At 65.9% G+C, this 15,223-nt stretch carries 10 protein-coding genes; 4 read left to right on the top strand and 6 right to left on the bottom strand.

Annotated features, from left to right (window positions below):
• Positions 1-2 precede the first annotated feature (2 nt).
• Entirely contained in the window at positions 3-1,832 is a 1,830-nt protein-coding gene (locus G5S35_RS36825; protein WP_183040275.1) for a ShlB/FhaC/HecB family hemolysin secretion/activation protein, read from the top strand.
• Positions 1,833-1,919: 87 nt separating this feature from the next.
• Positions 1,920-2,759, top strand: coding sequence for a peptidylprolyl isomerase (locus G5S35_RS36820; RefSeq protein ID WP_237181851.1), 840 nt, complete (start codon positions 1,920-1,922; stop codon positions 2,757-2,759).
• Between the two features lie 112 nt (positions 2,760-2,871).
• On the opposite strand, the gene G5S35_RS36815 is transcribed toward G5S35_RS36820, so the two are convergent.
• Positions 2,872-3,585, bottom strand: a complete 714-nt coding sequence (locus G5S35_RS36815) for a dienelactone hydrolase family protein (RefSeq protein WP_065063461.1) — start codon at positions 3,583-3,585, stop codon at positions 2,872-2,874.
• Between the two features lie 208 nt (positions 3,586-3,793).
• A complete protein-coding gene (locus G5S35_RS36810; protein ID WP_065063463.1) occupies positions 3,794-4,213 on the bottom strand; it encodes a secondary thiamine-phosphate synthase enzyme YjbQ in 420 nt (139 codons plus the stop codon).
• Positions 4,214-4,405: 192 nt separating this feature from the next.
• Between G5S35_RS36810 and nfsB the strand changes: the two genes are divergently transcribed.
• Both nfsB and G5S35_RS36800 read left to right on the top strand, forming a co-directional pair.
• Complete coding sequence (nfsB, locus tag G5S35_RS36805; RefSeq protein WP_183040274.1) at positions 4,406-5,059, top strand: oxygen-insensitive NAD(P)H nitroreductase; 654 nt, start codon at positions 4,406-4,408, stop codon at positions 5,057-5,059.
• 115 nt (positions 5,060-5,174) lie between these two features.
• Positions 5,175-5,630 (top strand): PACE efflux transporter, encoded by a 456-nt coding sequence (locus G5S35_RS36800; protein WP_065063466.1) that lies wholly within the window; start codon positions 5,175-5,177, stop codon positions 5,628-5,630.
• A gap of 25 nt (positions 5,631-5,655) precedes the next feature.
• On the opposite strand, the gene G5S35_RS36795 is transcribed toward G5S35_RS36800, so the two are convergent.
• The 4 genes from G5S35_RS36795 to G5S35_RS36780 form a co-directional block, all read right to left on the bottom strand.
• Positions 5,656-6,858, bottom strand: a complete 1,203-nt coding sequence (locus G5S35_RS36795) for a BamA/TamA family outer membrane protein (protein WP_176080253.1) — start codon at positions 6,856-6,858, stop codon at positions 5,656-5,658.
• A 303-nt stretch (positions 6,859-7,161) separates the two neighbouring features.
• Entirely contained in the window at positions 7,162-8,730 is a 1,569-nt protein-coding gene (locus G5S35_RS36790) for an efflux transporter outer membrane subunit (RefSeq protein ID WP_183040273.1), read from the bottom strand.
• Positions 8,727-12,041 carry an efflux RND transporter permease subunit gene (locus G5S35_RS36785; RefSeq protein WP_183040272.1) on the bottom strand — a complete coding sequence of 1,105 codons (3,315 nt, stop codon included), beginning with the start codon at positions 12,039-12,041 and terminating at the stop codon, positions 8,727-8,729. The genes G5S35_RS36790 and G5S35_RS36785 overlap by 4 nt, the downstream gene beginning before the upstream one ends.
• Positions 12,038-15,214, bottom strand: coding sequence for an efflux RND transporter permease subunit (locus G5S35_RS36780; RefSeq protein WP_183040271.1), 3,177 nt, complete (start codon positions 15,212-15,214; stop codon positions 12,038-12,040). Before G5S35_RS36780 ends, G5S35_RS36785 begins: the two co-directional genes overlap by 4 nt.
• Positions 15,215-15,223 lie beyond the last annotated feature (9 nt).

The following is a 15,223-nucleotide window of genomic DNA, read 5'->3' as shown; positions in this document are numbered from 1 at the left end:
AAATGCAGATCACGAAGTTCAGGCAGCATTGGCGACTCGCCGCGATCCCGGCGTCGCTCGCCGTCGTTTTTCACACGCTTCATGCGGCGGCGCAGACGCCGCCTCCAGTTGCTCCCCCTGCCGCGCCTCCGGTGGCTCGCCCCGTGCAGGACCCCGCGCAGCAACTGATCGACCAGCAGCGCGAAGCCGAACGTCAACGTCAACTCGCCGAGCCGCCCGCACAGGTCGAGGTCGCGCCACAGGCCAGCGAGACCACACTCGACATTCCGCTCGATACACCGGTCGACAAGATCGTCGAGACCGGGCCGACCTTCCACGTCGAGCATATCGTTCTCACCGGCCCCAATGGAACGCCCGTCCCTGAAACCGCCGTCTCGCAGGCGACGCTCGTCGCGCTCGTCGCGCCGTTCGTCGGTCAGGATCTCGGCTCGCATCGCGTGAACGTCCTGTTGCGGCGGCTCACCGACGCCTATGTGCGGGCGGGCTATGTCACGACACGCGCGTTGCTCGGCCCGCAGAACCTCGGCTCGGGCACGCTGACGGTGACGATTCAGATCGGGCGCATCGAGGGGTTCACGGTCAACGGGCAGACGATTCACCGGCTCGCGACGAACGAGCGCGCTGCCGGCGGCGGGTGGCTCACCGACGCGGGGTACGGATTCGCGTTCCCCGCGAGCGCGGGCGACCCGTTGCGCCTCGCCGACATCGATCAGGGCGTCGCGCAGATCAATCGTATGCGGCGCAATCAGGCACAGGTGCAGGTGCTGCCGGGTCAGGAGATCGGCGACTCGGTTATCGCGATCCAGAACGCGCCGGGCGACCGGACGTATTACGCGCTCGGCGTCGACAACTACGGCGCGCAGTCGACGGGCGTCACGCGCTATCGCGCAGGCTTCGAGGCCGACAACCTGATTGGCCTGCAGGAGGTTCTGAGCCTGAACTACATCGACAGCGTCGAGAGCAACGCAATCGTCGGCTCGCTCGCGATCCCGTTCGGGCGCAATACGTTCAGCTATACGCTCTCCGACTCCGAGTACCAGCAGGTGATCGGTACGACTGCGTTGCAGTACGGGCGCACGCTCAGCCACATTGTCGGCTGGAACTACCAGCTCGGCCGGACGGCTTCGGACCTCACCGCGCTCGACGCCTCGCTCTCATGGCGGCGCACCGACCGCGAGATCAATAACTTCGATCTCGATCCGCAGCGCGTCGCGGTGCTGCGCTTGGGCGGCAACTGGCTGCATCGCTTCGTCGCCAACGAAGCGCAGGGCAATTTCACGCTCGACGCGGGCATCTCCCAGGGCCTGCCGTGGCTCGGCGCGGACCACGACGGTAACGCGGCGCGCACCGACGCGCACGCGCAGTTCACGAAGGGCGATGCAACGGCGACGTGGACGCTGCCGCTACCGAAGCTAGCCAGCGTGGCGCTCGCGTATCGCGGTGCGCTCGGCGGCCAGTACGCCAACGTGGCGCTCTACGGCTCGGACCAGTTGTACCTCGGCGGCATGGATACGATCCGGGGCTTTCGCTCGGGCGATATCGCGGGCGACCGGGGTATCTATTCGCGTAACGAACTCGCCTGGGTGAACGTGCCGGTGTGGCACGACGGACGCGTCGAGCCCTACGTGTTCCTCGATGCGGGCAAGGCGAGTCTCGTCGCGGTGCCGGGGTTCCCGACGCTGGCGGGGATTGGCGCGGGTCTGCGCGTGCAGTGGCAGTGGCGCCACCAGCAGTTTTCGGGCGAAGGCCTGATCGGGCGGCAGCTTGCCCGGCCAGCGGCAATCGGGCCGCGCGCGACGCTCGCGCTCGGTACGGTGAACTGGTCATTTTGATGCGGCCGAGCCCAATCATTCAATTGAAGCAGGAGAGCAGTGATGTTTTGTCTTGAACGTATGAAAGGCGCGGCGCGTGTCGCGACAATGGCGGGCGTGCTCGGTGGCCTGTTCGGCGTCCCGCTCGCGCACGCAAGCGATTCCCCGGCACCCACCGCGCTACCTGCTGGCGCTGTCGCCGTGGTCAACGGGGTGGCCATCCCCACCTCGCTACTGGACGATGCCGTTCGCCGGGTGAGCGCGAACGGCGCGCAGCAGCCCGATACGCCGCAGTTGCGCCAGATGCTGACCAGCGGACTGATCGCGCGTGAAGTGTTGCGCCAGGGCGCGGAGCAAGCGCATTACGACCAGAAGCCCGAGGTGAAGCAGGCGCCGGCGCAGGCGAAGATCGACACCGAGGTGAGGCTCTATCTCGCGGACCACGTGCATCCCGACGCGGTGACGGACGCGCAGGTTCGCTCGCGCTACGACGCGCTCGTCGCGTCGCTCGGCAAGGACGAATTCAAGGCGCGCATCATCACCGTTGGCGACGAGGCGACCGCCCGGAAGGTGCTCGCGCAGGTCAAGGCAGGTGAGCCGTTCGACGCACTGGCGAAAGCGTATAGCGTGGCGGCGACCGGGGCGCAAGGCGGTGAAATGCCGTGGATGAGTTTTCCGGTGCCGGCGGCGGAGGGCAAGACTCAGGGACTTCCGCTGCCGATCGCGCGCACAATCGCGCAATTGCCAGCAGGCGGGATCACACCGCAGCCGGTCCAGATCGGTAACGCATGGGTGATCGTGAAGCTGGATGCAAAGCGTCCGACGCAGATTCCGCCGTTCGAGCAGGTGAAGGACACGGTGAAGGCGCAACTCGAGGTGCTGGCGCTGCAGAAAGCAGCGGCGGCTTTCACCGCAGCGCAGATTCGCGGCGCGACGATCCAGCAATGAGGTGAGTCGCGTCCCGTCTCTCTGTGGGACCATCGCGCGGCGCACGTTCGAAAACGTGCGCCGCGCTTTTTCATGCTTTGAGCCTAAGGCCAGCGGCTACACGCCGCCGCGCTCAGCCCTGCTTCCAGAGCGTGCGGCCCCAGAACGTCAGCGTGCGGTCCCACGCCTGCTGCGACCAGACCGGATCGAATTGCGTGTGCGCGATGCGGCCCGGGCCGACGGCCTCTTCGTTCGCGAACGCGTGATAGGCGAGGTAGCGATGGAACTCGACGTTCACGCCGCCGTCCTTGAGCTTCTTTTCCAGTTCGTCGACGGTCTCGATCTTGAAGAAGCCGTCCTGCGTGCCCCAGTGGCCGAGCACCGGCGCCGTGATCTTGCTCGCGTCGAGGTACTCGAGCGGGGGGAAGCCGTACCACGTCACCACGCCCGCGAGATCGGGAATCTGGTTGGCGGCTAGCAGCGTGAGCGCGCCGCCCATGCAGTAGCCTGTCACGCCGATGCGGTCGGTCAGCGTGCGCAGGTGGTCGACCGCGCCGCGGATGTCCTGCGAGGCGGCGTCGCCGAAATCGAGGCCCGTCATCAGGTGATGGGCTTCTTCTTCCTCGACCGTGCTCTTGCCGCGATAGAGGTCGGGCACGAGCGCGTAGTAACCGGCTTGCGCGAGACGGTCGGCCACGCCGCGAATCTGGCCGTTCAAGCCCCACCATTCCTGGATCACGACGATGGCGGGCGCGCCCTCCGTTTTGGCGGGCGTGGCCAGGTAGCCTTGCAGCGCTTTGCCGTCGGGGCGGTTGAAGGAAATCATGGAGCCGGTGGTCTTTGTCATGTGGCGTTCCTTGAGGGTTCGGTGAATCGGTGCGAAAGCGTTTAGACATTTCCGAAGGCTTTCGGATGCGATAGCGGCGAACGAAAGCCGGTGTCGAAAAAGCGCAAGCCGTAGCATAGCGTCTGCGCGCGCGCTTTGCTCGGCGGCATCGGCGCGAAGTCGATGCCGGCGCGACAAGGTTCGCTAACGGCGGGTGTCCGGCGCGCGTCTATTCACCGATCAGGTGCAGCACGACATCGCGCGTCGAGGCGTGGCGCCGATGCTCGAACAGATAAATCCCCTGCCACGTGCCGAGCACCGGACCGCCGAACTCGACGGGAATCGACAACTGCGTCTGCGTGAGCGCGGTGCGCAGATGCGCGGGCATGTCGTCGGGGCCTTCGGTGTCGTGCTCGTAGCGCTGCGGGTCCTCGGGCGCGATCGCGTCGAAATAGCGTTCGAGATCGCGGCGCACCGAGGGATCGGCGTTCTCCTGGATCAGCAGCGAAGCCGAGGTATGGCGGCAGAACAGCGTCAGCAAACCCGTGCCGATGCCGGTTTCGCGGACGAATTCGCGCACCTGCGCGGTGAAATCGACGAGCCCGCGCGAGCGCGCGTGCACGTGCAGATGATGGATGGCCTGGCGCATGGGATTCTCCGGTAAGGCGCGATGCGTAAGCGGGGCGGGCGAAGCGAGCAGGCGGGGCGAGCAGGCAGAGCGAGGTCGCCGCAACAGGTCCGATGGCCGCCCGCACGGCCTTCGCCGCATGCTGGTAGGATACCGGCCTTGCCGCCGCGCTGGCGGCCGACGTCAGACCTCGCATCGATTCAGGAGAATGTTTTGAACCTCACCCGCTTCGCCAAGTCTCGCCACTCGACCAAGTCTTTCGATCCCGCCCGCAAGATCCCGGTCGCGGTCATCGACGAATTGAAGGAGCTGATCCGCTTCAGCCCGTCGTCGGTGAACTCGCAGCCCTGGCATTTCGTGGTGGCCGAAAGCGACGCGGCCCGCGCGCGCGTGGCGAAGTCCATGCAGCCCGGCTACGCGTACAACGAGCCGAAGGTGCTGAAGGCTTCGCACGTGCTCGTGCTGTGCGTGCGCAAGGACATGGACGAGGCGCATCTGAACGCCGTGCTCGCGCAGGAAGAGGCCGATGGCCGCTTCGCGAGCGCCGAAGCGAAGACGGGGCAGGCGAACACGCGCAATTTCTACGTGAACCTGCATCGCGAGCGCAACGATCTGCCGTCGTGGATGGAAAAGCAGGCGTATCTGGCGCTGGGTTCGGTGCTGATCGGCGCGTCGACGCTCGAAATCGACGCCTGCCCGATGGAAGGTTTCGACGCCGCTGCGCTCGACGCGGAACTCGGTCTGGCCGATCAGGGCCTGACGTCGCTCGTCGTGATCAGCCTCGGCTACCGCAGCGCCGACGACTTCAACGCGAAGCTGCCGAAGTCGCGTCTCACGGCGCAAGCCGTGTTCACGGACCTCGCGTAAGGCCCACGGCGCGCATGCCGTGAAAACGGGAGGCGGCGCGGATGCTGGTACCATCGCCGCTTCCGGTTTTCACTTTCGGTTTCCAGGCAAAATATCGCGCGGGAGCGCTCACGGCATGCAGGGAATCAAACGCAGGATCGTCTACGTCGCGCTGTTCGAGGGGATCGCGATCCTCATCACCAGCACGAGCTTCGCCTCGTTGTCGGGCAGCGGCATGGACCGCGCGGGCGCGGCGGCGATTTTCTCGTCGCTGATTGCGGTGATCTGGAACGTCGTGTTCAACACGTTGTTCGAGCGCTGGGAAGCGCGCCAGACGAAGCGCGGGCGCAGCGTCGCGCGGCGCATCGCGCATGCCGTGGGTTTCGAAGGCGGCCTGATCCTGTTTCTCGTGCCGATGATCGCGCTCACGCTGCGCGTGCCGCTCGGCGAGGCGTTCGTGATGGACGTCGGCCTCGCGGTGTTCTTCCTCGTCTATGCCTACGTCTTCAATCTGATCTTCGATCGCGTGTTCGGTTTGCCTGCCTCGGCGCTGCCGCTGGAGCCGCGCGCGGAATCGGAACCTTGCGCGTGATCCGGCGCGCACTTGAGTACGCAACTCAGCGCCACGCGCTGCCCACCTGAATATAGAACGCGTTCTGCCCGTTGCCGTGCGCCACGTCGATACCCATCGACAAACCGAGCTTGCGCGCGATCAGATAACGGAAGCCGGTGCCGAAGCCGAAAGCCGTGGGCGCGTCGCCGAGCGCATGCAGCTTGCCCCAGGCCTTGCCCGCGCCGCCGAAGCCCAGCAGCGCCCAGCGCGGCGTGACGTTCCAGCGTAGTTCCAGCTCGCCCGTGACCTGATTGCGATCCTGGAATCGGGCGTCGGAGACGCCGCGCAAACTCACGTAGGGCTGCGCGAAAAACGGGATGTCGCCCTGCGAGAAGCCGCTGTCCACGCGCAGTCCCAGAATCCAGCGCGGCGTCAGTTCGATCCAGTGATACGCCTTGACCGATTGCATGTCGAACGCGTTCGAACTGCCGAAGCCGCCGCGCGCGAAATCGGCTTCGAATTCCGCGTAGGTGCCGTGGCTCGGATAGAACATGTTGTCGCGCGTGTCGTAATCGACCACGATGCCGCCTTTGCCCACGCGCACGTCGCGCTCGAAATGGTGGAGGCCGTCGGGCAGCAGGGGGCCGAAGCGTGTGGCCGAATCGAAGAACGTATAGCGCGGCCCGACGTACCACGGGCTATTGGCAATCCTGAATAAAATCTGCTGCACCACGGTGACGCCGCTTAACTGGTACGCGTTGGCGTTGCCTTGCGGACCGTAGTAATTCAAATGCAGATTGACCTTGCCGAGCACGCCGAGATAGCGGATGTGGTCGTCGTCCCAGCTGTGGAAGTGCATGAGGCCCGCGCCCCAGCTATGCGTGCCGGTGAAGAAACCGCCCACGCCGGTGATGTTGGGCGGTGACATTGTCGGTTTGGCGTCGGCGCTGTTCGATGCTGAGCCGGCATTGTCGCTTGCCTCGCGTTTGGGGGCGCTGAAGTACAGCAGCCCAAGTCCAAAGCCGTAGCCCACGGCCGGTTCGGTGATGATGGTCGGTACCGGCAACACGCCCTTGTGATTGAGCAGCAAGTCGCTGAGGTCGAACGCGCCGTCTTGCGTGTCGCGAAAGCGTGCGAACCCCGTGGGGTGCGCTGCGGTTGTCCTGTTAGCGTCGTCCGCGTTGGGTGGGGATTCGGCGTGGGCCGTCACGGCGAGTGCGAGCAGCGCGCACAGCATGGCGAGGTTCGAGTGCCGGTGGCGTGTCATCGTGGCGAAATCTCCCGCATCGGCATCGTGCCGATGCTGTGGTGCAGGCGATGATCGACGGGGGGCGCGGCGGCGCGCGTGAGCACGAGCCAAGCGCACGAGCAAGCGCACCAAGGCACAAAGCCGACGATGCGCGCCCGACAATTCAGCATAGCGCAGCCGATCTCACGATCGGTTGCGCTCGCAGGGGGTGAAGAGGGGGATGAGAAGGGCTGCATCAAAGCGCATGCACGAACGGCATGCGCGGCACATCAAGGCGCGGCGCGTTTGACTGGAGTCCGCGCGCGCGACCGCGCCCGCGTCTTACGGATTCGGCGCAGCCGCCGCCACGCCGCTCGCCTGCACAGGCGCCGCCGCACCGGCGGGCGCGCTCGCGCTGATGCCCGGATTCGCGTTGCCGTCGACCCGATCCGGATGACGCGCATCGTGCATCTGGCCGTTCCAGCCGCCGCCCAGGTCGCCGATCAGCGCGGCGGCGTCGAGCAGGCGGCTCTGCTGCACGGTCAGCGCGCTTTGTTGCGTGCTCAATTGCGTGGCCTGCGCGGTCACGACCGTCGTGTAATCGACCGTGCCAGCCTCGTACTCGTTCTGCGCGATCTGCGTGGCGCGCGTGGCGTCACGCACGGCCGATTCGAGCACCGCGCTTTGCTGCGCGAGAATCCGCAGGCCCGAAAGATCGTTTTCGACGTCCTGGAACGCCGTCAGCACGGTGCCGCGATAGTTCGCCACCGAGGCGTCGTAGCTCGCGCGCGCGGCGTCCACGTCGGCGCTGCGCAGGCCGCCGTCGAAGATCGTTTCGGTCGCGCTCGCGCCGAGCGACCACACATAGTTGCTGATGTGCAGCAGACCCGACAGCGGCGATTGCGTGAAGCCGTCGAGCGCCGAGAGCGAAATGCTCGGGTAGTACGCCGCCACGGCCACGCCGATGGCCGCGTTTGCCGACGCCATCTGACGTTCCGCGGTCGCGACATCGGGGCGGCGTTGCAGGATGGTCGACGGCACGCCCGCCGGGATTTCCGGCAGGATCGGCAGGCGCTCGCTATGCGGGATCGTCACGTCTTCCGGATTGCGGCCTACCAGCACCGCGATCGCGTGCTCGTACTGCGCGCGCGAAACGCCCAGCGCGATCAGGCTCGCCTGCGCGTTTTCCAGTTGCGTGCGCGCCGTGAGCAGATCGGACGGCGCGACGGTGCCCGCCGCATCCTGATCGCTCACCACGCGCAGCGAGTCCTTGTATGCCGCGACCGTCGCTGTGAGCAGGTCGATGTCGGCGTCGGTGATGCGCAGGTCGATCACGGCGTTCGCGAGCGCGATCTGTTCCGAAAGCTGCGCATTGGCGAGCGTGGCTTCGCTCGCCTGGGCCGTGGCCGACTGCTCCTCGATCTGGCGGCGCACCTCGCCCCAGAGGTCGGGCGCCCAGCTTGCGTTTGCTTCGAGCGAGCCCGCGTTGACGATGCGGGCGGCGCTGCCGGTCGTGGTGGTCGTCGAGGCGCGCTCGCGCGTGGCCGAACCGGTCACGCCCAGCGTCGGAAAGAGGCCCGCGCGCGCCACGCGCACTTCGGCGAGCGCTTCCTGATAGTTCGCGTAGCTCTGCCGCACGGTCTGGTTCGACACGGTGACGAGCGGTTCGAGTTCGTCGAGCAGCGGATCGTGGAAGGCGGTCCACCAGTCGCCCTTCGGCGCTTCGGCGGCGCTGGGCTCGGCCTGGGTCCAGCCCGGCAGCTCTTTCCATTGAGCGGGCACCGACACCTGCGGGCGATGGTAGTCGGGGCCGACCATGCAGCCGCTCAGCGCGAACGCGAGGCCGGCGGCGAGCGCGAGCGGCAGCGTACGCCGCGTGCGGTGAATCAGAGTGAAGTCAGTCGTTTTCATGATGCGCTCTCATCGGCCTGGCGATTCCAGGGCAGACGTGCGGCCCAGCGTGCGAGTCGCGCGCGCAGGCGGTCGAGGAACAGATAAATCACAGGAGTGGTGTACAGGGTGAAGACCTGCGAGAGGAGCAGGCCGCCCATCACGGTCACGCCGAGCGGCTGGCGCAGCGACGCGCCCTGGCCGATGCCGACCGCGAGCGGCACCGCGCCCAGCACCGCGGCGAAGGTCGTCATCATGATCGGGCGCAGGCGCACCACGGCGGCGTCGTGAATCGCGCTGCGCGCATCCATGCCCAGATTGCGCTGATTCTGGATCGCGACGTCCACCATCATGATCCCATTCTTCTTGACGATACCGATCAGCAGAATGATGCCGATCATCGCGATCACCGAGAACGGCGTGCCGAAGATCAGCATCGCGAGAATCGCGCCGATCCCGGCAGAAGGCAGCGTCGAGAGAATCGTGAGCGGGTGGATGGTGTTCTCGTAGAGTACGCCCAGCACGATATACACGACGACCAGCGCCGCGAGGATCAGCAGCGGCACGGTGCCCATCGACTGCGCGTACGCCTGGGCCGCGCCCGCGAATTCGCCGTGAATCGCAGCGGGCATGCCGATATCGCGCTCGGCCTGCTCGATGATCTTGCCCGCTTCGGACAGCGAGCCGCCCGTCGGCAGATTGAACGAGATCGTGCCCGCGACCTGGCCGCTCTGGTGGTTCACCTGAGTGGCGGTGTGGCTCACGCTCCAGTTCATCATCGCGGTCACCGGCACCATGGTTTCGGCGGCCGTGCTGTCCGCGCTGCCGCTCGAACTGCCGCCCTTGCTGTTGGCGATCGAGTTGTTCTGCTGGTTCGCCACGGCGTCGGCGTTGAGGGCGTTGGTACTGCTGCTCGACGTGCTCGTGCTGGTGATCGCGCTATACGCGGTCACGCCCGATACCGTGCTGCTCGACATCTGCGTGGACGCCGAGCCGCTCGCGTTACCCGCCGCCGTGCTCAGATAGATGCGATCGAACGATTGCGGATACTGCCAGTATTCCGGCGCCACTTCCATCACCACGAAGTACTGGTTGATGGGGTTGTAGATGGTCGAGACCGTGCGCTGGCCAAAGGCGTCGTACAGCACGCTGTCGACCTGGTTCGGATCGAAGCCGTAGCGTTTCGCGGTCTGCCGGTTCACGGTCACATAGGTCTGCAGCCCGTTTTGCTGCAGGTCCGAATTCACGTCCATGATCGCGCCGCGATGCTTGTTCAGCTCGGTCACGAGCTTGGGCACCCAATTGAACAGCGCGTCGGCATCATCGCTCGTGAGCGTGTACTGATACTCCGCCGCCGACTGCCGTCCGCCGATCTGCAGATCCTGCTGCGCCTGGATGAACAGGCGCGCGCCCGATACGCCGTTGAGCTTGGGCCGCAACCGGTTCACGACTTCGCTGGCCGAGAGCTTGCGCTGCGCGAGCGGTTTCAGTTCGATGAAGACGTTGGCCGTGTTGAGCGCGCGCCCGCCCGTGAAGCCCGCCACCGACGCCACCGCCGGATCCTGCTGCACGATCTCCTGCAGTTGCGCGAGCTTCTTTTCCATCGCCGTGAACGAGATGCTCTGGTCGGCGATGATCTGCCCGATCAGAATGCCCGTGTCCTGCTCGGGAAAGAAGGTGCCCGAGAGCAGGCGCGCGAGAAACACGTTGCCGACCAGCAGCGCGAACAGCAGGAAGATCACGAGCTTCGCGTGATCGAGCGCGACGTTGAGCGAGTGCGAATAGAACTGCTTGAAGCGCTCGAACTGCGCGTCGATCCATTTCGCGGCGCGCGACGGCTCCTTGTGCACCTGCTCGCGTTTGAGCACGTAGGCGCACATCGCGGGCGTGACCGTGAGCGAGACGATCAGCGAGATGAGGATCGCGATCGAGAGCGTCATCGCGAATTCGTGGAACAGCAGGCCGACGATGCCCGGCATCAGCAGGATCGGCAGGAACACGGCGATCAGCGAGAGGCTCATCGAGAGCACCGTGAAGCCCACTTCGGCCGAGCCGCGCAACGCGGCCTCTTTCGGATCGAGCCCGGCCTCGATATGGCGCACGATGTTTTCGAGCACCACCACGGCGTCGTCGACCACGAAGCCGGTGCCGATGGTGAGCGCCATCAGCGAGAGCGAGTCGATGCTGTAGCCGAGCAGGTACATCGGGCCGAAAGTGCCGATGATCGAGAGCGGCAGCGCCACGGCCGGAATCAGCGTGGCGCGCGGCGAGAGCAGGAACACGAACACCACGCCGATCACCAGCAGCACGGCGATGAAGAGCGTGCGCTCGGTGTCGGCGACCGAGGCGCGCACCGACTCCGAGCGGTCCACCGCCACGTTCACCTTGATGGTGGCGGGCAGGGCGGCCTCGATGTTGGGCAGGCGCGCCTGGATCTGCTGCACCGTCTTCACGACGTTGCTGCCCGGCATCGGATAGACGATCACGAGCACCGCCGACTTGCCGTTGTAGAGGCCGGCGTTGCGGATGTTTTCGTTCGAGTCGCGCACGGTGCCCACGTCGCGCAGATACACGGGCGCGCCGTCGCGATAGGCGATCACCACGTCGCGGAACGGCGCGGCATTGCTGATCTGGTCGTTCGAGGTGACGACGAAACGCTGGTCGCCCTGGTCGAGATGGCCTTTCGCGCTGTTCGCGTTGGCCGCGCCGATCGCCGCCCGCACGTCTTCGAGGCCGATGCCGTAGCTATTGAGCTTGCCCGGCTGCAACTCCACGCGCACCGAGGGCAGCGCGCCGCCGCCCAGCGTGATCTGGCCCACGCCGTCCACCTGCGAAAGCTGCTGCATGATGACCGAGTCGGCGGAATCGTAGAGCTGCGCTTTCGTGAGCGTGTCGGAGGTGAGCGCGAGCACCATGATCGGCGCGCTCGCGGGGTTGTACTGCCGGTAAGTGGGATTGCTGCGCAGCGTGGTGGGCAGGTCCGCGCGCGCGGCCTGGATGGCCGCTTCCACGTCGCGCGCGGCGCCGTTGATGTCGCGGTTCAGGCCGAACACGACCACGATCAGCGACGAGCCCACGTTGTTGATCGACGTGAGCTGGCTGACGTCGGCGATCGTGCCGAGCCGCCGTTCGAGCGGTTCGGCCACGGTGGACGCCATGGTTTCCGGGCTCGCGCCCGCCATGTTCGCCTGCACCACGATCACCGGATAGGCGATGTTGGGCAGCGGCGCGACGGGCAAACGGAAGAACGCGAGCGTGCCGGCGAGCAGGATCGCGATCGCGAGCAGCGAGGTCGCGACCGGTCTGCGGATAAAAAGCGCCGAAAGATTCACGGTGTCGCCTCGGGCGCGGGCGGCGGGTTGTTGCCACTGCCGCCGTTGTTGCCGCCAGGCGCGTTGCTGTCCGCGTCGCCGCTTTCATCGCGGTTGCGCTTGCGGCCGAAACGCTCCGCGAGACGATCGAACATCAGATAGATCACGGGCGTGGTGAACAGCGTGAGCAACTGCGAAACCGTCAGGCCGCCGATGATCGCGAGCCCGAGCGGGCGGCGCAGTTCCGAACCCGTGCCGGTGCCGAGCAGCATCGGCAGCGCGCCGAGCATGGCCGCGAGCGTGGTCATCAGGATCGGGCGGAAGCGCAGCAGCGAGGCCTCGAAAATCGCCTCGCGCGGCGGCTTGCCGTGCACGCGTTCGGCTTCGAGCGCGAAGTCCACCATCATGATGGCGTTCTTCTTGACGATGCCGATCAGCAGCACGATGCCGATGATGCCGATCACGTCGAGGTCCTTGCCCGCGATCATCAGCGCGAGCAGCGCGCCGATGCCCGCCGAAGGCAGCGTCGAGAGAATCGTCACCGGATGCACGTAGCTCTCGTAGAGCACGCCCAGCACGATATACACGGCCACAATGGCGGCGATCAGCAGATAGACCTCGCTCGACAGCGAGTCCTCGAAGGCCTGCGCCGCGCCCTGGAACGACGAGGTGATCGACGGCGGCAGCTTCACGGCGGCTTCGGCCTTGCGGATGTCGCGCACGGCGGAAGAGAGCGACGCGCCGTCGGCGAGATTGAACGAGATCGTCACCGAGGGGAATTGCGCGAGGTGGCTGATCATCAGCGGCGAACGCGTGATGCTGATGGTCGCGATGCCCTTGAGCGGCACCTGGCCCGTGCTCGCGGTCTGGCTCGGCAGATAGATGTCGCCGATCGAATCGACCGTCGGCAGCGACTCCGGCTTCGCGACCAGAATCACGCGGTACTGGTCCGACTGCTGGAAGATGGTCGAGACGATGCGCTGGCCCAGCGCGTCGTAAAGCGCATTGTCGATGGTCGCCGCCGTGATGCCGTAACGCGCCGCGAGCTGGCGGTTCACCTGCACGTTCACGGAGAGACCGTCCGTGTTCAGGTCGCTCGTGACGTCGGCGATCGACGGAATCTGCTTCATGCGCGCGACGAGGTCGGGCACGTACTGCCCGAACGCTTCCTGGCTCGGGCCGCGCAGCACGAAGTTGTACTGGCTGCGCGAGACCGTCGTGTCGAGCGTCAGATCCTGCTCGGGCTGCACATAGAGGCGAATGCCCGGCACCTTCGCCACCGACTGCTGGATGCGCCGGCCGATTTCCTCGGCGGTTTCCGAGCGGTCGTCGTGCGACTTCAGGTTGATCAGGAAGCGGCCGTTGTTCAGCGTGTTATTGATGCCGTCGATGCCCACGTAAGACGTGAGCGAGACCACGTCGGGGTCCTTGAGGATCTGCTCGGCCAGTTCGCTCTGGCGGCGCACCATCGCCGAATACGACACCGAATTGTCTGCCACGCTGATCGCCTGGAGCACGCCCACGTCCTGCACCGGGAAGAGGCCCTTCGGGATCACCACATAGAGCAGGCCGGTGATGGCCACGGTGAGCACGGCCACGATCAGCGTGAGGATCTGATGGTCGAGCACCCAGCGCAGGCCGCGCTCGTAGGCGGCGAGCGTCTTGTCGAACAGCCCTTCGCTGATGCGCTCGAAGCGGCTCGGATGGCGTTCGGCCTGGGGACGCAGAATGCGCGCGCACATCATCGGCACCACGGTCAGCGAGACCACGGCGGAGAGCACGATGGTCACCGCGAGCGTGACCGCGAATTCGCTGAAGAGACGCCCGATCACGCCGCCCATGAACAGCAGCGGAATCAGCACGGCGATCAGCGAAATGGTCAGCGAGAGAATCGTGAAGCCGATCTGTCCCGCGCCTTTTAGCGCGGCCTGCAAGGGCTTTTCGCCTTCTTCGAGGTAACGCACGATGTTCTCGATCATCACGATGGAATCGTCGACGACGAAACCGGTGGCGATGATGAGCGCCATCAGCGAGAGATTGTCGATCGAATAGCCCAGCTCGTACATGATCGCGAGCGTGCCGATCAGCGAGACCGGCACCGAAATGCTCGGAATGATCGTGGCGGGCAGATTGCGCAGGAACACGAAAATCACGGCGACCACGAGCGCCACCGCGAGCACGAGTTCGAACGCGGCGTCGTGCACCGAGGACTGGATCACGCCGACGCTGTTCGACACCACCGTGACCTTCATGCCGGCCGGCAGCGTCGCTTCGAGCAGCGGCAGCTGGCGCATGATCTGGTTGACCGTGGCGATCACGTTCGCGCCCGGCTGGCGCTGCACGTTCAGCACGATGGCGGGCTGCTTGTTGTACCAGGCGCCGCGCTCCACATCCTGCGCGGCCGTGGACACGCGCGCCACGTCCTTCATGTAGACCGGCGCGCCGTTCTGGTACGCGATGACCGTGTCTTCGTAATCTTTCGGATCGGAAATCTGGTCGTTCGAATTGATCGTGTAGTCGAGCTCGGGGCCGTCGAAGTTGCCCTTCGGCGCGCTCACGTTCACGTTGGCGAGCAGCGTGCGCAGATCGTCGAGATTCAGGCCGTAACCGGCGAGCTTCTGCGGATCGGCTTCCACGCGCACGGCCGGAACGTTGCCGCCCGCCGTGCTCACGAGACCCACGCCCGGCACTTCGGAAATCTTGGTCGCGAGGCGGTTGTTGGCCGCGTCCTGCAACTGCGTGAGCGACATCGAATTCGACGTGACCGCGAGCGTGAGGATCGGCTGGTCGGCGGGATTGACCTTGGCGTAGGTCGGCGGCGCGGGCAGGCCGCTCGGCAGATAGCTGTTGGCCGCGTTGATGGCCTGCTGCACGTTCTGCTCGGCGACGTCGAGATTGAGCGAGAGGTCGAACTGCAGCGTGATGACCGAGGCGCCCTCGGAGCTGTACGAGACCATCTGCTGCAAGCCCGGAATCTCGCCGAGCTGCACTTCCAGCGGCGCGGTGACGGTGGTGGCCATCACGGTCGGGCTCGCGCCGGGGTAGAAAGTCTGCACCTGAATGGTCGGATAGTCGACCGCGGGCAGCGATGAGACCGGCAGGAACTTCATCGCCACGAGGCCGACCAGCACCAGCGCGATCATCAGCAACGATGTCGCGACGGGCCGCAGGATGAAAAGACGCGAAATATTCATCGGGGCGGG

Origin of the sequence: Paraburkholderia tropica (assembly GCF_014171495.1) — a bacterium.
Taxonomy (GTDB): Bacteria; Pseudomonadota; Gammaproteobacteria; order Burkholderiales; family Burkholderiaceae; genus Paraburkholderia; species Paraburkholderia tropica.
This window is presented reverse-complemented; position numbering and strand designations above follow the sequence as displayed.